This window comes from Aminobacter sp. MET-1 (assembly GCF_026521175.1).
Lineage (GTDB): Bacteria > Pseudomonadota > Alphaproteobacteria > Rhizobiales > Rhizobiaceae > Aminobacter.
The window spans coordinates 116,710-132,111 of sequence record NZ_JAMSHL010000002.1 but is presented as its reverse complement, the minus strand read 5'-3'; the positions used below and the strand labels follow the sequence as shown (position 1 = coordinate 132,111).

Here is a 15,402-nt window from a genome sequence, read left to right as displayed (position 1 = left end):
TACAATGTCAGCGGACAGGCCGAAGGTCGCAATCGCAATCATTTGCGCGCTCCGATTCGCTTTGGTATAGGGGCCGCACTCCCAATCGTGAACCCTCCGGGACCGGCTGGTTCCAGGCAAAAAGAGGCATTTTCCAAATGGCGAAGATCAAGGTGGCCAAGCCCGTCGTCGAGCTCGACGGCGATGAGATGACCCGCATCATCTGGCAGTTCATCAAGGACAAGCTGATCCACCCCTATCTCGACATTGACCTGGAATATTACGACCTCGGCATCGAGCACCGCGACGCCACCAACGACCAGGTGACGATCGACGCCGCCAACGCCATCAACAAGCACGGCGTCGGCGTTAAATGCGCGACCATTACGCCCGACGAGCAGCGCGTCGAAGAGTTCAAGCTCAAGAAGATGTGGAAGTCGCCCAACGGCACGATCCGCAACATCCTCGGCGGGACCATCTTCCGCGAGCCTATCATCATGAAGAACGTCCCGCGCCTGGTGCCGGGCTGGACCAAGCCGATCATCGTCGGCCGTCACGCCTTCGGCGACCAATACAAGGCGACCGATTTCAAATTCCCGGGCAAGGGCAAGCTGTCGATCAAGTTCGTCGGCGACGACGGCCAGGTGATCGAGCACGACGTGTTCGACGCGCCGGGCGCCGGCGTCGCGATGGCCATGTACAACCTCGACGAGTCGATCCGCGAATTCGCCCGCGCCTCGCTGAACTACGGCCTGCTGCGCAACTATCCGGTCTATCTGTCGACCAAGAACACCATCCTCAAGGCCTATGACGGCCGCTTCAAGGACATCTTCCAGGATGTCTACGAGAAGGAATTCGAGGCCGAGTTCAAGGCGCGCAAGCTCTGGTACGAACACCGTCTCATCGACGACATGGTGGCCTCGAGCCTGAAGTGGTCGGGCGGCTACGTCTGGGCATGCAAGAACTACGACGGCGACGTGCAGTCGGACACCGTGGCGCAGGGCTTCGGCTCGCTCGGCCTGATGACCTCGGTGCTGATGACGCCTGACGGCAAGACCGTGGAAGCGGAAGCCGCCCACGGCACCGTGACGCGCCACTACCGCCAGCACCAGAAGGGCGAAGAAACCTCGACCAACTCGATCGCATCGATCTTCGCCTGGACCCGCGGTCTGGCCCACCGCGCCAAGCTCGACGACAACGCCGAGCTGAAGCGCTTCGCCGAAACGCTGGAGCGCGTCTGCATCCAGACCGTCGAAAGCGGCTTCATGACCAAGGATCTGTCGCTGCTGATCGGCCCCGACCAGCCCTGGCTGTCGACCACCGGCTTCCTCGACAAGATCGACGAGAACCTGCAGAAGGCGATGGGCTGATCTGCCTGTCGGTATTGAAGCAAAAAGGGCCCCGGAGCGATCCGGGGCCTTTTTCGTTCGGGACATGCCGACTTCACACCAGCGGCAGGTGGATGTCGGTCAGAAGCTCTGCGGGCGTCACTTCGCGCGGGTTGTTGAGATACTCCTCGAACATGAGGGCATCGCGCAGCTGACGGCCCGATTTCGGCAGCCATTCGGCATAGAGCCACTTGTAGGCCTTGTGCATCTCGGCATAGGGGCCCTTGTGGCGCAGAACGGCATACTCACCGCCCGAAATCGCGCGACGCTCAAGCGGTGCGGCCGCTGGTGCCGAGGCATCGGCATTGACGCAGGCAATGGAGCGCAGCTTTTCTTCGGCGACAAGGTCGGGATCGTCCAAATAGACGCCGATCATGCGCATGTCCGATCGCGCCTGGCCGCGGGCGTAGAGCGTACCGAACAACTGCTCGAAAGCCCTGTCGATCTGCATGTAGGAGCCTTGATGGGCGACGCCGACGAGGCTGGTATCTGGGATGGTGCGGACCTGAACGTCGAACATGTGGGAAGCCTTTCCTCTGTTGGTTTCGAAGAGCTTGTGGCTTCCCTCCCTCCGGTAGCGCGCCGGCGGCATGCCGTAGACCGCCTTGAAGATGCGGTTGAACGACTGGACATTGGGATAGCCAGACCGCTTTGCAATTTCACCGACACCGAGATCCGTTCCCACGATGTCTCCGGCGGCTCGATGCAGCCTTAGGCGCTTGACCGTGGTGGCCGCCGTTTCGCCGTAGATGGCGCGGTAGATCCTGTGCCAGTGATAGCTCGACAGGCAGGCGATGTCGGCCAGACGGTCCATATCCAGCTCCTCGTCGAGGTGCTCGTGGATATGGGCCGAAACCCGTCTCAGGCGTGCTTCATAGACTGCCCATGCCGTTTCGCCGTTCATGCCAAGCCTCATGCAAATCGATCGACCGGACACAACCATAGGCCGATTTGACAAATCCTGCTGACTTCAAGCCGGGGGTCCAGCACGCATGCCGCAAGCGCAAGCGCTGGCGATCAGGCTGGCCGACAGCGCCTGGACGCGATACACATTTCGGGACGGCAAGAGACTGCGTTCAGGGGAACAGCCCTATGCTCCATCACGTCGAAATCTATGTCTCCAACCTTGAGAAATCCCATGCCTTCTGGGCGTCCCTGCTCGGGCAGATCGGCTATCGGCAAGACGGTCGGTGGGACAGTGGCTTCACCCTCGCGCATGAGGACGATGCCTATCTCACCTTCGTGCAGGTGGCGGAGAAACACGCGCAGCGGCCCTATCATCGATCGGGCGTCGGACTGAACCATCTGGCATTTCGTGTGAAGGACCGTGAGACGGTCGACAGGCTGAGGCAGCACTGCCACGACAACGGCGCCTCCTGCCTCTATGACGAGCGCTATCCTTTCGCCAATGGCGGCAGCGACTATTACGCGCTGTTCGTCGAGGACCCGGACCGGATCAAGGTCGAGTTCGTCGCGACCTTTGAAGACTGATCCCAGGGCGCGATCGGTGGCCTGAACATCGACCAAATGAAAAGGGCGGGAACCGAAGCTCCCGCCCTTCAATTCTCGAAGCCGACCTAGGATCAGCCGGCCATCGCCTGAGCGACGGCCTCGACGGCCTCATCGGCCTTGGTGGCGTCGGGACCACCGGCCTGGGCCATGTCGGGGCGGCCGCCGCCACCCTTGCCACCCAGCGCGGCGGAAGCGACGCGTACCAGGTCGACGGCGCTGAAGCGGCCGACCAGGTCTGCGGTGACGGCAACGACAGCGCTTGCCTTGCCGTCGTCGGAAACGCCGACCAGCGTCACCACGCCCGAACCCAGGCCAGTCTTGCCTTCATCGGCCATGCCCTTGAGGTCCTTGGGGTCGACGCCCGAGACCACCCTGCCGAGGTACTTGACGCCTGCGATCTCGCGCACGGCATCTGCCGAGCCGCCCTGCCCGCCGCCCATGGCGAGCTTCTTGCGGGCATCGGTGAGATCCCGCTCGAGCTTCTTGCGCTCATCGAGCAGCGCCTCGACGCGCGCGAGGACATCGCCCGGTGCCACCTTGAGGGTCGAGGCGACCGACTTGAGCCGGCGGTCCTGTTCGTCGAGGTGACGGCGGGCGGCATCGCCCGTCAGCGCCTCAATGCGGCGCACGCCGGCCGCGACCGCGCCATCGGAAACGATGCGGATCAGGCCGATGTCGCCTGTCGAGCGGGCATGAGTACCGCCGCAGAGCTCAACCGAATAGGGCCGGTTGGCCTTGACGCCGTGCAGACCGGTGCCCATGGAGACAACACGAACCTCGTCGCCATACTTCTCGCCGAACAGCGCCATGGCGCCCTCGGCAATGGCATCGTCGACGCTCATCAGGCGCGTGGTGACAGGGCTGTTCTGGACGACGATCTCGTTCGACATGCGCTCGACCTCCTCCAACTCCTCGGCGGAAATCGGCTTGTTGTGCGAGATGTCGAAGCGCAACCGCTCCGGGGCCACCAGCGAGCCCTTCTGCGCGACATGCGTGCCGAGCACCTCGCGCAGCGCCTCGTGGATGAGGTGGGTGGCCGAATGGTTGGCGCGCAGCTTCGAGCGCCTGTTGTGGTCGACCTTCAGCTCCACGGCCGCACCGGTCTTGAGCTTGCCCTTGGTGACCTTGCCATAGTGAACGAACAGGCCGTCGGCCTTCTTCTGCGTGTCGGTGACCTCGATGACGAAACCTTCGCCCGAGATCGTGCCCGTGTCGCCCATCTGGCCACCGGACTCGCCATAGAACGGCGTCTGGTTGACGACGATGGCAACTTCTTCGCCCTCATTCGCAGCGTCGACGACCGCACCGTCCTTGATCAGGGTCAGGACTACGCCCTCAGCCTGCTCCGTCTCATAACCCAGGAAGTCGGTTGCGCCCGCCTTCTCGCGGACGGCGAACCACACGGCCTCGGTCGCGGCTTCGCCGGAACCCGCCCAATTGGCGCGCGCCTCGGCCTTCTGCCGCTCCATCGCATCGGTGAAGCCGGCGAGATCGACCGAAATGCTACGCTGGCGGAGCGCGTCCTGTGTCAGGTCGAGCGGGAAGCCGTAGGTGTCGTAGAGCTTGAAGGCCGTCTCGCCGTCGAGCATGTCCCCGGCACCCAGCGTCTCGGTCGCGTCGGCCAGCAGGCCAAGGCCGCGGGCGAGCGTCTTGCGGAAGCGGGTCTCTTCGAGTTTGAGCGTTTCAGTGATGAGTGCTTCGCCGCGGCCGAGTTCCGGGTAGGCCTGCGCCATCTCGCGGACCAGCGCCGGCACCAGCTTCCACATCAGCGGTTCGCTGGCACCCAACAGCTGCGCGTGGCGCATGGCGCGGCGCATGATACGGCGCAGCACATAACCACGGCCTTCATTCGACGGCAGCACGCCATCGGCAACCAGGAAGCAAGACGAACGCAGATGATCGGCGATGACGCGGTAGGAGGCCACATTGCTCTCATCCGGGCCGCGGCCGATGGCCGACGACGCGGCGTCGATGAGGTGACGGAACAGGTCGGTCTCGAAGACGGTCTCGACGCCCTGCAGGATCGAGGCCATGCGCTCGAGGCCCATGCCGGTGTCGATGGAGGGGCGCGGCAGGTCGATGCGCTCTTCCTTCGTCACCTGCTCGTACTGCATGAAGACGAGGTTCCAGAATTCGAGGAAGCGATCGCCGTCCTCCTCCGGGCTGCCGGGAGGGCCACCCCAGATGTGGTCGCCGCGGTCGATGAAGATTTCCGAGCACGGGCCGCAGGGACCGGTGTCGCCCATCGCCCAGAAATTGTCCGAGGTGGGGATACGAATGATGCGGTCGTCAGAGAAGCCGGCGATCTTCTTCCAGTATTCAGCAGCTTCGTCGTCGGTGTGATAGACGGTGACGAGCAGCTTGTCCTTCTTGAGCCCGTACTCCTTGGTGATCAGATTCCAGGCGAGCTCGATCGCCTGTTCCTTGAAATAGTCGCCAAAGGAAAAGTTGCCGAGCATCTCGAAGAAGGTGAGATGGCGGGCGGTGTAACCGACATTGTCGAGATCGTTGTGCTTGCCGCCGGCACGCACGCTCTTCTGGGCGGTCGTGGCGCGCGAATAGGGGCGCGACTCCAGGCCGGTGAAGACGTTCTTGAACTGCACCATGCCGGCGTTGGTGAACATCAGGGTCGGGTCGTTGCGCGGCACGAGCGGGCTGGAGGCCACCACCTCGTGCCCATTCTTCTTGAAGTAGTCGAGGAATGTCGACCGGATCTCGTTCACGCCACTCATGTTGTCGCCTTTGGTCGCCGAGCAGAACAGATGTCCGCCTTTTGCCGGCGGGATTTCGAACTGGCCTTTTAGCTGCCCACCTTGACCCTGTCCAGAAACCCCGCCGCCGCAAAGGCGCTGATATCCGCCAAGATTACAGGCCAAAGCGGCCGTCGCTGCCACAAACGAAAACCGCCGGCGCTAAGGCCGGCGGTTTCGAACAAGAGCTGAACGTTTAGCTGCGCCGAGCGACAGAACCGCCAACCGGACACAGGGCCAAATCACATGGCGCTGGCTTCATCCTCGCCATCATCCTCACGCGAGCCGTTCTCAAGGAACTTTTCGGCGATCAGCCCGGCATTCTGCCTGAGTACCGTCTCGATCTCGCGCGCAGCTTCGGGATTGTTGCGCAGGAACAGCTTGGCGTTCTCGCGCCCCTGGCCCAGACGCTGGGAATTGTAGGAGAACCAGGCACCTGACTTCTCGACCACACCAGCCTTCACGCCGAGGTCGACGAGCTCGCCGGTCTTGGAGACGCCTTCGCCATACATGATGTCGAACTCGACCTGCTTGAAGGGTGGGGCCAGCTTGTTCTTGACCACCTTGACGCGGGTCTGGTTGCCGACGACCTCGTCGCGGTCCTTGACCGAGCCGATGCGGCGAATATCCAGGCGGACCGAGGCGTAGAACTTGAGCGCGTTGCCGCCCGTCGTCGTCTCAGGCGAACCATACATGACGCCGATCTTCATGCGGATCTGGTTGATGAAGATGACCATGGTGTTGGAACGCGAGATCGAGGCGGTCAGCTTGCGCAGCGCCTGGCTCATCAGGCGGGCCTGGAGGCCCGGCAGCGACTCACCCATCTCGCCTTCGATTTCAGCGCGCGGGGTAAGTGCGGCGACGGAGTCGACGACCAGCACGTCGATGGCGCCCGAGCGCACCAGCGTGTCGCAGATTTCGAGTGCCTGTTCGCCGGTGTCGGGCTGCGAGATCAGCAGGTTTTCGAGATCGACCCCAAGCTTGCGGGCATAGACTGGATCGAGCGCATGTTCGGCGTCGACGAAGGCGCAGATGCCACCTTTCTTCTGGGCCTCGGCGATCGTGTGCAAGGCAAGCGTCGTCTTACCCGAGCTTTCCGGCCCATAGATCTCGATGATACGTCCGCGCGGCAGGCCGCCGACGCCAAGCGCGATGTCGAGGCCGAGCGAGCCGGTGGAGACCGTGCCGATCTCGACAACCTGCTCATTGGCACCCAGGCGCATGATCGAGCCCTTGCCGAAGGCGCGTTCGATCTGCGACAGCGCCGCGTCCAGAGCCTTAGATTTGTCCACCGAATTATCCTCTACGAGCCGCAATGAATTCTGAGCCATGATACATCACCCCGTGGTCGTCAATGAAGGCCGGCAGATCCGGTACCGATATAAATTTGTATCTGTTTTGTTCTTATTTGGCAAGAGCACCCAACCGATTGAAACAAAACGCAATTCAGCCTGGTGTTCTTTTTTCGTTTCACACACATGCGTGATCCGATGTCGCATGCGAGCGAAGCGACAAACTCCAGCAAATGGCCGCGAAGGCGATTCGCCGTGGTTGCTGCCAACCTCCCGGCGCACTAAGTTCGCCGCTTCGAAATCCGGCCGGACATATCATTGATGACATCACCCAGGATCCTCGCCATCGGCGGCGCGCATGTCGACCGCAGGGGACGCATGACGGCGCCCTTCGTGCCGGGCGCCTCGATCCCCGGCGCGATGAGCGAAGAGGTCGGCGGCGGCGCCTTCAACGCGCTGCGCGGTGCAGTTCGTCGGGGCGCGCGCGGTGCGCTGATGTCAGTGCGCGGCGGCGACGCTGCAGGCGAAGCAGTGGCCTCCGAGATCGCAGCGAACGGCATCGAGGACCTGTCGGTTGTGTTCCTGGACAGGGCGACGCCGAGCTACACGGCGCTGCTCGACCGCGACGGCGACGTGGTGGCGGCATTGGCTGACATGGGGCTCTATGAACTCGCCTTCGCCAAGCAGATGCGGCGCGCCAAGGCACGCGAGGCGATAACAGCGGCAGACGCAGTTCTGTGCGACGCCAACCTGCCCGAAGCGGCACTGACCAAGCTTGGAGAGATTGCCGACAGGCCGCTGTTTGCGATTGCCATTTCGCCGGCCAAGGCGGTGCGGTTGGTGCCGATCCTCGGCAAGCTCTCCTGCCTCTACATGAACCGGCGCGAGGCGGGGGTGCTGGCAGGCACCACCACCGATTCCTCGCCGGCCGAATTCATGCGTGGACTGCGGGCCGCCGGGCTCAAGCGCGGCGTCGTCACGGCCGGTGGCAGCGGAGTCTTCGCCTATGACACGTCAGGGTTGATCGAGGTTGCGCCCCCCGCCCCGCGCCGGATTGTCGACGTGACAGGTGCGGGCGACGCGCTGGCAGGCGCCACGACCGCAGCGCTGATGCGCGGGCTTACGCTGGAGCGCGCGCTGCGCGAAGGCATTGCAGCCGCCGTGCTCGCCATCGAGACCGCTTCCGCAGTACCGGAACTCGACCAACAGGCCTTCGCAGAGATGCTGGCCCTTGTGCCGCAAGCCAAGGAAATGGCATGAGGCCGCCCATGGAGATCAAGATGACACCCGAAACCGCCCGCCCCTTCATCGACGTCCACGCGCCTGTTGCCGCTGCCCTTGCCGCCGGCAAGCCCGTGGTCGCGCTCGAGAGCACCATCATCACCCACGGCATGCCCTATCCCGACAACTCGGCGATGGCGGCGAATGTCGAGAAGATCATCTCGGACGAAGGCGCGGTTCCCGCGACGATCGCCGTCATCAACGGCCGCATCAAGATCGGCCTGTCGGACGGCGAGCGCGAATCGCTTGCCATGACCGGCGGCGCGATGAAACTGTCGCGCGCCGACATCGCCTATGCGGTCGCCGAAGGTCGCACCGGCGGAACCACGGTGGCAGCGACGATGATCGCGGCCCATCTCACCGGCATCAAGGTGTTCGCGACAGGCGGCATCGGCGGCGTGCACAAGGGCGCAGAGAAGAGCTTCGACATCTCGGCCGACCTGGACGAGCTGGCGCGCACGCCCGTGATTGTGGTGTCTGCCGGCGCCAAGGCCATCCTCGACATCGAAAAGACGCTCGAAGTGCTGGAAACACGCGGTGTGCCTGTTGTCGCCTACGGCTCCGACATCGTGCCGGCATTCTGGTCGCGCAAGTCGCCTTTTGCCGCGCCGCTGCGCCTCGATGCGCCCGAGAAGATCGCACGCCTGCATGCGACACGCGCAGCACTGGGCCTCGACGGCGGCCTGCTGGTGGCGAACCCCGTGCCCGAGAGCGACGAGATCCCGACCGAAAAGATGGCCGGCTACATCGAGGCTGCACAGAAGGCAGCTGAGGCCCAGAACATCTCGGGCAAGGCTGTTACGCCGTTCCTGCTCGCCAAGATTCTGGAACTGACCAACGGCGCCAGCCTCAAAACCAACATCGCGCTGGTGGAAAACAACGCACGCCTGGCAGCGAAGATCGCCCGGGCGCTCTGAGGCGCCTGCTATTTCCGGACGCGCAGCGCGGCTTCATATGCCTTGCGCGTCCACACGGCGAGTTCGTCCGGATCATCGACCGCGCTTTCAGGGATGGTCCAATAGGGCATGTTGACCGGCCGGCCGCCGGCATCGCTCCAGCGTGTCGCGCCGGCTGCCTCGAAATCGGGCGCGCTCACCGCATCAGCCTTGAGCAAGATTTCACCGCGCACTTCAACGGCAACGATCTGGCCGTCGTGATAGATGCCCTTGCCGCCAAACATCTTTCGGATGGTGACGTCGCCAAGGCCCGAGAAGGTTTCGCGGATGGCTTCATCGCTCATCGGCCGATGCCTCGTAGTGGATCAGGCCTGCGCGCGCGCCTCGGCGAGCGCCTTGAGGTCGGCGGGCTTCAACTCGACGGATTCGCCGCAGCCGCAGGCCGAGCTCTGGTTCGGGTTGTTGAAGGTGAAGCCGGTACGCAGGGTCGTGGTCTCGAAATCCATCTGGGTGCCGAACAGGAACAATGCCGCTTCCGGCGCGACATAAACATGGGCGCCGTCGCGCTCGATGTGGTCGTCCTTGGGGTTCGGCTCGGTCACCAGATCGACCGTGTATTCCATGCCGGCGCAGCCGCCCTTCTTGATGCCGAGGCGAATGCCCTGGGCATTTTCACGGGTGGCCATGATCTCGCGCACGCGCTCGGCGGCCCGGTCGGTCATTGAGATGACGGCGAAGCGTCCCATTTCAGTCTCCATTCGTCGCCGGGTTAAAGGCCCGGGGAATGTTCCATTACAGAGCTAAGATGGTGAAGATTGCATGTGCATGCAAGCACCACCGTCGATGGCTCAATACCACCCCACCGCGACCTGTGCCTCTTCCGACATGCGGTCAGGCGTCCATGGCGGGTCGAAGGTCATGTTGACTTCGACACCCGACACGCCTTCGACGGTGCCGACGGCGTTCTGCACCCAGCCAGGCATCTCGCCGGCGACCGGGCACCCGGGGGCGGTCAGCGTCATGTCGATCTTGACGGTGCGATCGTCCTCGATGTCGATCTTGTAGACGAGGCCGAGTTCGTAGATGTCGGCGGGGATTTCCGGGTCATAGACCGTCTTCAGCGCCGAGATGATATCGTCGGTCAAGCGCGCCAGTTCGTCGGCCGGGATTGTCGAGGCCGACATGACACCGTTGCCGCCGGTTTCGGGCACGGTCTCTTCAGTGGTCGCGGCGATAACGTCTTCCATGGTGCTCACCCGAAGAATTTGCGCGCTTTTTCAAGCGCCTCGACCAGGACATCGACTTCGGCCCTGGTGTTGTACATGCCAAAGGACGCCCTGCATGTGGAGGTGACGCCGAAGCGTTTCAACAGCGGCTGGGCGCAGTGGGTGCCGGCGCGCACGGCGACACCCTGGCGGTCGATGACCATCGACACGTCATGGGCGTGGATGCCCTGCAGCTCGAACGAGACGATGGCGCCCTTGCCGGGCGCGTCGCCGAAGATGCGCAGCGAATTGATGGAGCGCAGCCGCTCATGGGCGTAGTCGCGCAGCATCGCCTCATGCGCTGCGATGCGCTCGCGGCCGATGCCGTCGATGTAGTCGAGTGCTGCGCCCAGGCCAATCGCCTGGACGATCGGCGGCGTGCCGGCCTCGAAGCGGTGCGGCGGCTCGTTGTAGGTGACGATGTCCTCGGTCACCTCGACGATCATCTCGCCGCCGCCATGGAACGGGCGCATACGCTCGAGCAGCTCGCGCTTGCCGTAGAGCACGCCGATGCCTGACGGACCGTAGAGCTTGTGCCCGGTCATGACGAAGAAGTCGCAGTCGAGGTTCTGCACATCGATAGGCATGTGGACAGCACTCTGGCTGCCGTCGACCAGAACGGGAATGCCGCGCGCATGTGCTATGCGGCAGATTTCCTTGATCGGGGTCACCGTGCCCAGCGCGTTCGACATATGCGTGATCGCGACCAGCTTTGTCCGGTCGGTCAGGCGCTTCTCGAATTCCTCGACATGGAAGGCGCCGAGGTCATCGACCGGCACCCAGACAAGCTTGGCGCCCTGGCGTTCCCTGATGAAATGCCACGGCACGATGTTGGAGTGGTGCTCCATGATCGACAGAACGATCTCGTCGCCCTCGCCGATGTTCGGCATGCCATAGCCATAGGCGACGGTGTTGATCGCCGAGGTGGCGTTGGAGGTGAAAACGATCTGGTCGACGTTGGGCGCATTGAGGAAGCGGCGCACGCTCTCGCGCGCCTTCTCATAGGCGTCGGTCGCGGCATTGGAGAGGTAATGCAGGCCGCGGTGGACGTTGGCGTATTCATTCGAATAGGCATTGGCGATGGTGTCGATAACAACCTGTGGCTTCTGGGCCGAGGCGCCATTGTCTAGATAGACCAGCGGCTTGCCGTAGACCTCGCGCGACAGGATCGGGAAGTCGCGGCGGATCGCCTCGACATCGTAGGTGCTGGCTTCGACTTTCTTGTCCATCGCGTCTTCTCTAAGCCACGTTTCTTCCAACACCCCTCATCCGTCTCAGCGCTTCGCGCCAATCGACTTTCTCCTGCAAGGGAGAAGGTCAGGCGCATTTCCCTCTCCCCTTGTCGGAGAAGGTGGCCGAGCGGAGCGAGGCCGGTTGAGGGTACGCCCAAGCGCAGCCCTCAGCCGTTACCCGTGCGTCGCAAACCAGTTGCTCAGCAGCTCTTCCAGCGGATCGACGACGCTTTCGTCCTCGAGCTCCTCGATGACCTCGGCCAGGAAGGCGCGGATCAGAAGGCCACGGGCCGACTTCTCGTCGATGCCGCGCGCCATCAGGTAGAACAGATGATTGTGGTCGATCTCGGTGACGGTGGCGCCATGGCCGCAGGCGACGTCGTCGGCGAAGATCTCCAGCTCCGGCTTGGTCGAGAACTCGCCGTCGTCGGACAGCAACAGCGTGTTGCAGGCCATGCGGGCGTCGGTCTTCTGGGCGACCTGGTGCACGTTGATGCGGCCCTGGAACACGCCTTTGGCGCGGCCAGTGACCACGTTGCGAACCACCTCGGTCGAGGAGGTGTGCGGCACGGCATGGTCGAGCACCATGGTGACGTCGACATGGCTGTCGCCGGCGAGCAAGTTGACGCCGCGCAGCTTGAAATCGGCGCCTTCGCCTGCCGCCTTGACGATGACTTCCTGGCGGACGAGCTTGCCGCCGGCATTCATCACGAACAGCGTCAACTTGGCGTTCTTGCCGAGCTCGGCCTTGAACTGGGCGAGATGGGTCGCCGTCTCCGGCTGGTCCTGGACGATCAGCCACAACACCTCGGCGTCGTCGCCGAGCAGGAGCTGGCTGACGGAGCTGACAAGGCCAGCGCCCTCGCCCGTCTGGCGTTCGACGATCGTCGCCTTGGCACCGGCACCGACACGCACCGGCAAGCGCACATGGCTCTGGCCGCCGGCCTGGAGGTTCTGCAGCTCGATGGGCTTGTCCAGCTGGCTACCGGCCTCGATGTCGACGAAGTAGCCGTCGGCGACGAAAGCGGTGTTGATGGCGCCGATGGTATCGTCGTTTCCATAGGTGACGAGCGCCGGGGCATAGCTGCCGTCGGTGAGCTTGTCGGCAAGACGCTGGAAGGTCACCCCGTCGATGCCGGAAACAGGCTGCGACACGCCATTGGCGAGCGACAGCACGGTCGAGCCTTCGAGCAGCGGCGCGACCGACTTGGCCTTGGCGCTGGCGTCGAAGTCGGGAACGCTTGCCAGCAGGCGGCGCAGGTCGGTGTAGTGCCAGGCCTCGACGCGACGCGTCGGCAGACCGTTCTTGACCTGCTCGATGGCGTCGTCGCGCTTGACCATGACGGCGCCGTCGCCGGGCAGCAGCGACAGCCGCTCGCCGAAGGCGTCGACCAACGCCGCCTCCGCGGGGGTACGCTGGATTTCAGCACGCATGTTCATGGTCGACACCTCAAGCCGCCTCTTCGATGATCCCGGCGTAGCCGTTCTCTTCGAGTTCGAGCGCCAGCGACTTGTCGCCCGACTTGATGACCTGGCCCTTGTAGAGGACATGGACGGTGTCGGGAACGATGTGGTCGAGCAGGCGCTGGTAGTGGGTGATGACGACGACCGCGCGGTCGGGTGAGCGCAGCGCGTTGACGCCGTCGGAGACGATCTTGAGCGCGTCGATATCGAGGCCGGAATCGGTTTCGTCGAGCACGCAGAGCTGCGGTTCGAGCAGCTTCATCTGCAGGATTTCGGCGCGCTTCTTCTCGCCGCCGGAGAAGCCGACATTGACCGGGCGCTTGAGCATGTTGATGTCCATGTCGAGCGAGGCGGCAGCTTCCTTCACGCGTTTGAGGAAGTCAGGAATCTTCAGCGGGTCTTCACCGCGCGCCTTGCGCTGCGAGTTCATCGCGACCTTGAGGAATTCCATGGTGGCAACACCCGGTATCTCCATCGGATACTGGAAGGCCAGGAAGATGCCCTTGGCGGCGCGCTCGGCAGGATCCATCTCCAGGATCGATTCGCCGTTGTAGAGGATCTCGCCTTCGGTCACTTCATAATCGTCGCGGCCGGCGAGGATGTAGGAAAGCGTCGACTTGCCCGAGCCGTTGGGGCCCATGATGGCTGCGACTTCGCCTGCCTTAACCGTCAGGTTCAGGCCACGGATGATTTCGATGCCGCTGTCGGCGATACGGGCATGCAGGTTCTTGATCTCAAGCATCTTTTTTCTTCCTGAATATCGTGTCGCCGGTCAGCCGACCGAGCCTTCGAGGCTGATGCCGATGAGCTTCTGGGCCTCGACGGCGAACTCCATCGGCAATTCCTGGATGACTTCCTTGACGAAGCCGTTGACGATCAGCGCGATGGCTTCCTCTTCGGGAATGCCGCGCTGCATGACGTAGAACTTCTGATCGTCGGAAATCTTCGACGTGGTCGCCTCGTGCTCGAACTGCGCGGACGAATTCTTCGCCTCGATGTAGGGCACGGTGTGCGCGCCGCACTGGTTGCCGATCAGCAGGCTGTCGCACTGGGTGAAGTTGCGTGCGTTGGTTGCCTTGCGGTGGGCCGAGACCTGGCCGCGATAGGTGTTCTGCGAGAAGCCGGCGGCGATGCCCTTGGAAATGATGCGGCTCGACGTGTTCTTGCCGAGATGGATCATCTTGGTGCCCGAGTCGACCTGCTGGTAGCCGTTCGAAACGGCGATCGAATAGAACTCGCCTCTGGAGTCATCGCCGCGCAGGATGCAGGACGGGTACTTCCAGGTGATGGCCGAACCGGTTTCAACCTGGGTCCACGAGATCTTCGAACGATCGCCGCGGCAATCGCCGCGCTTGGTGACGAAGTTGTAGATGCCGCCCTTGCCCTGGGCATCGCCAGGATACCAGTTCTGGACGGTCGAATACTTGATCTCGGCGTCGTCAAGCGCGACCAGCTCAACGACTGCGGCGTGAAGCTGGTTCTCGTCCCGCTGCGGGGCGGTGCAGCCTTCGAGATAAGAGACGTAGGCCCCCTCCTCGGCGATGATCAGCGTGCGCTCGAACTGGCCCGTGTTCTTCTCGTTGATACGGAAGTAGGTCGACAGTTCCATCGGGCAACGCACGCCCTTGGGCACGAACACGAAGGAGCCATCGGTAAAGACGGCCGAATTCAGTGTGGCGTAGTAGTTGTCTGAGGTTGGCACGACCGAGCCGAGATACTTCTTCACCAGCTCCGGGTGCTCGCGGATGGCTTCCGAGATCGAGCAGAAGATGACGCCGGCCTTGGCCAGCTCGTCCTTGAAGGTGGTGACGACGGACACCGAATCGAACACGGCGTCGACGGCGACGCGGCCCGACTTGTAGACGTTGTCGTTAGCTTCCTCGAGGTCGGGATCGACCTCCTTCTGGACGCCGGCGAGGATTTCCTGCTCGCGCAGCGGGATGCCGAGCTTCTCATAGACCTTGAGAATCTCCGGATCGACCTCGTCGAGCGACTTCGGCCCCGACTGGTTCTTCGGCGCAGCGTAGTAGTGGATGTCCTGGAAGTCGATCTTGGGATAATCGACGCGCGCCCAGTTGGGCTCCTCGAGCGTCAGCCAGCGGCGGAACGCTTCAAGACGCCATTCGAGCATCCATTCCGGTTCGTTCTTCTTGTTCGAGATGAAACGAATGATGTCTTCGTTCAGGCCTTTGGGGGCCTTTTCGGTCTCGATCTCGGTCTCGAATCCGTATTTATACTGGTCCACATCGATCTTGCGGACCTGCTCGATCGTCTCCTGCACAGCAGGCATAAGCGTTCTCCATCCACGCCGGGGTCAAGGCCCGACAGTTTTCAAACTATGGC

Annotated in this window: 14 protein-coding genes; 4 read left to right on the top strand and 10 right to left on the bottom strand. The window is 63.1% G+C overall.

What is annotated here, in order from left to right:
• Positions 1–137 precede the first annotated feature (137 nt).
• Positions 138–1,349: an NADP-dependent isocitrate dehydrogenase gene (locus NDO48_RS03195; protein ID WP_018427461.1), complete on the top strand. Its 1,212-nt coding sequence runs from the start codon at positions 138–140 to the stop codon at positions 1,347–1,349.
• A 73-nt stretch (positions 1,350–1,422) separates the two neighbouring features.
• Here the strand turns inward: NDO48_RS03195 and NDO48_RS03190 are convergent, their stop codons facing one another.
• Positions 1,423–2,271, bottom strand: a complete 849-nt coding sequence (locus tag NDO48_RS03190) for an AraC family transcriptional regulator (protein ID WP_267320841.1) — start codon at positions 2,269–2,271, stop codon at positions 1,423–1,425.
• 188 nt (positions 2,272–2,459) lie between these two features.
• On the opposite strand from NDO48_RS03190, the gene NDO48_RS03185 reads away from it, so the two are divergent.
• A complete protein-coding gene (locus tag NDO48_RS03185; RefSeq protein WP_018427459.1) occupies positions 2,460–2,858 on the top strand; it encodes a VOC family protein in 399 nt (132 codons plus the stop codon).
• Positions 2,859–2,950: 92 nt separating this feature from the next.
• On the opposite strand, the gene alaS is transcribed toward NDO48_RS03185, so the two are convergent.
• Both alaS and recA read right to left on the bottom strand, forming a co-directional pair.
• Positions 2,951–5,611 (bottom strand): alanine--tRNA ligase, encoded by a 2,661-nt coding sequence (alaS, locus tag NDO48_RS03180; protein WP_018427458.1) that lies wholly within the window; start codon positions 5,609–5,611, stop codon positions 2,951–2,953.
• Between the two features lie 260 nt (positions 5,612–5,871).
• A complete protein-coding gene (gene recA / locus NDO48_RS03175) occupies positions 5,872–6,960 on the bottom strand; it encodes a recombinase RecA (RefSeq protein ID WP_026227074.1) in 1,089 nt (362 codons plus the stop codon).
• Positions 6,961–7,242: 282 nt separating this feature from the next.
• Here recA and NDO48_RS03170 point away from each other — a divergent pair, with 282 nt between their 5' ends.
• Positions 7,243–8,181 (top strand): carbohydrate kinase family protein, encoded by a 939-nt coding sequence (locus tag NDO48_RS03170; RefSeq protein WP_018427455.1) that lies wholly within the window; start codon positions 7,243–7,245, stop codon positions 8,179–8,181.
• 20 nt (positions 8,182–8,201) lie between these two features.
• Complete coding sequence (locus tag NDO48_RS03165; RefSeq protein ID WP_026227072.1) at positions 8,202–9,119, top strand: pseudouridine-5'-phosphate glycosidase; 918 nt, start codon at positions 8,202–8,204, stop codon at positions 9,117–9,119.
• An 8-nt stretch (positions 9,120–9,127) separates the two neighbouring features.
• On the opposite strand, the gene NDO48_RS03160 is transcribed toward NDO48_RS03165, so the two are convergent.
• From NDO48_RS03160 to sufB, 7 genes are all read right to left on the bottom strand, one after another.
• Positions 9,128–9,442: a TfoX/Sxy family protein gene (locus NDO48_RS03160; RefSeq protein WP_018427453.1), complete on the bottom strand. Its 315-nt coding sequence runs from the start codon at positions 9,440–9,442 to the stop codon at positions 9,128–9,130.
• 21 nt (positions 9,443–9,463) lie between these two features.
• Positions 9,464–9,844 (bottom strand): Fe-S cluster assembly scaffold SufA, encoded by a 381-nt coding sequence (gene sufA / locus NDO48_RS03155; protein ID WP_026227071.1) that lies wholly within the window; start codon positions 9,842–9,844, stop codon positions 9,464–9,466.
• Between the two features lie 102 nt (positions 9,845–9,946).
• Positions 9,947–10,345 carry an SUF system Fe-S cluster assembly protein gene (locus NDO48_RS03150; RefSeq protein ID WP_018427451.1) on the bottom strand — a complete coding sequence of 133 codons (399 nt, stop codon included), beginning with the start codon at positions 10,343–10,345 and terminating at the stop codon, positions 9,947–9,949.
• A 5-nt stretch (positions 10,346–10,350) separates the two neighbouring features.
• Positions 10,351–11,592 (bottom strand): cysteine desulfurase, encoded by a 1,242-nt coding sequence (locus NDO48_RS03145; RefSeq protein ID WP_018427450.1) that lies wholly within the window; start codon positions 11,590–11,592, stop codon positions 10,351–10,353.
• A gap of 177 nt (positions 11,593–11,769) precedes the next feature.
• Positions 11,770–13,035, bottom strand: a complete 1,266-nt coding sequence (gene sufD, locus NDO48_RS03140) for a Fe-S cluster assembly protein SufD (protein WP_026227070.1) — start codon at positions 13,033–13,035, stop codon at positions 11,770–11,772.
• 10 nt (positions 13,036–13,045) lie between these two features.
• On the bottom strand, positions 13,046–13,801 hold the full coding sequence (sufC, locus tag NDO48_RS03135) for a Fe-S cluster assembly ATPase SufC (RefSeq protein WP_018427448.1): 756 nt from the start codon (positions 13,799–13,801) through the stop codon (positions 13,046–13,048).
• A 30-nt stretch (positions 13,802–13,831) separates the two neighbouring features.
• Positions 13,832–15,349 carry a Fe-S cluster assembly protein SufB gene (gene sufB, locus NDO48_RS03130; protein WP_018427447.1) on the bottom strand — a complete coding sequence of 506 codons (1,518 nt, stop codon included), beginning with the start codon at positions 15,347–15,349 and terminating at the stop codon, positions 13,832–13,834.
• Positions 15,350–15,402: the final 53 nt, after the last annotated feature.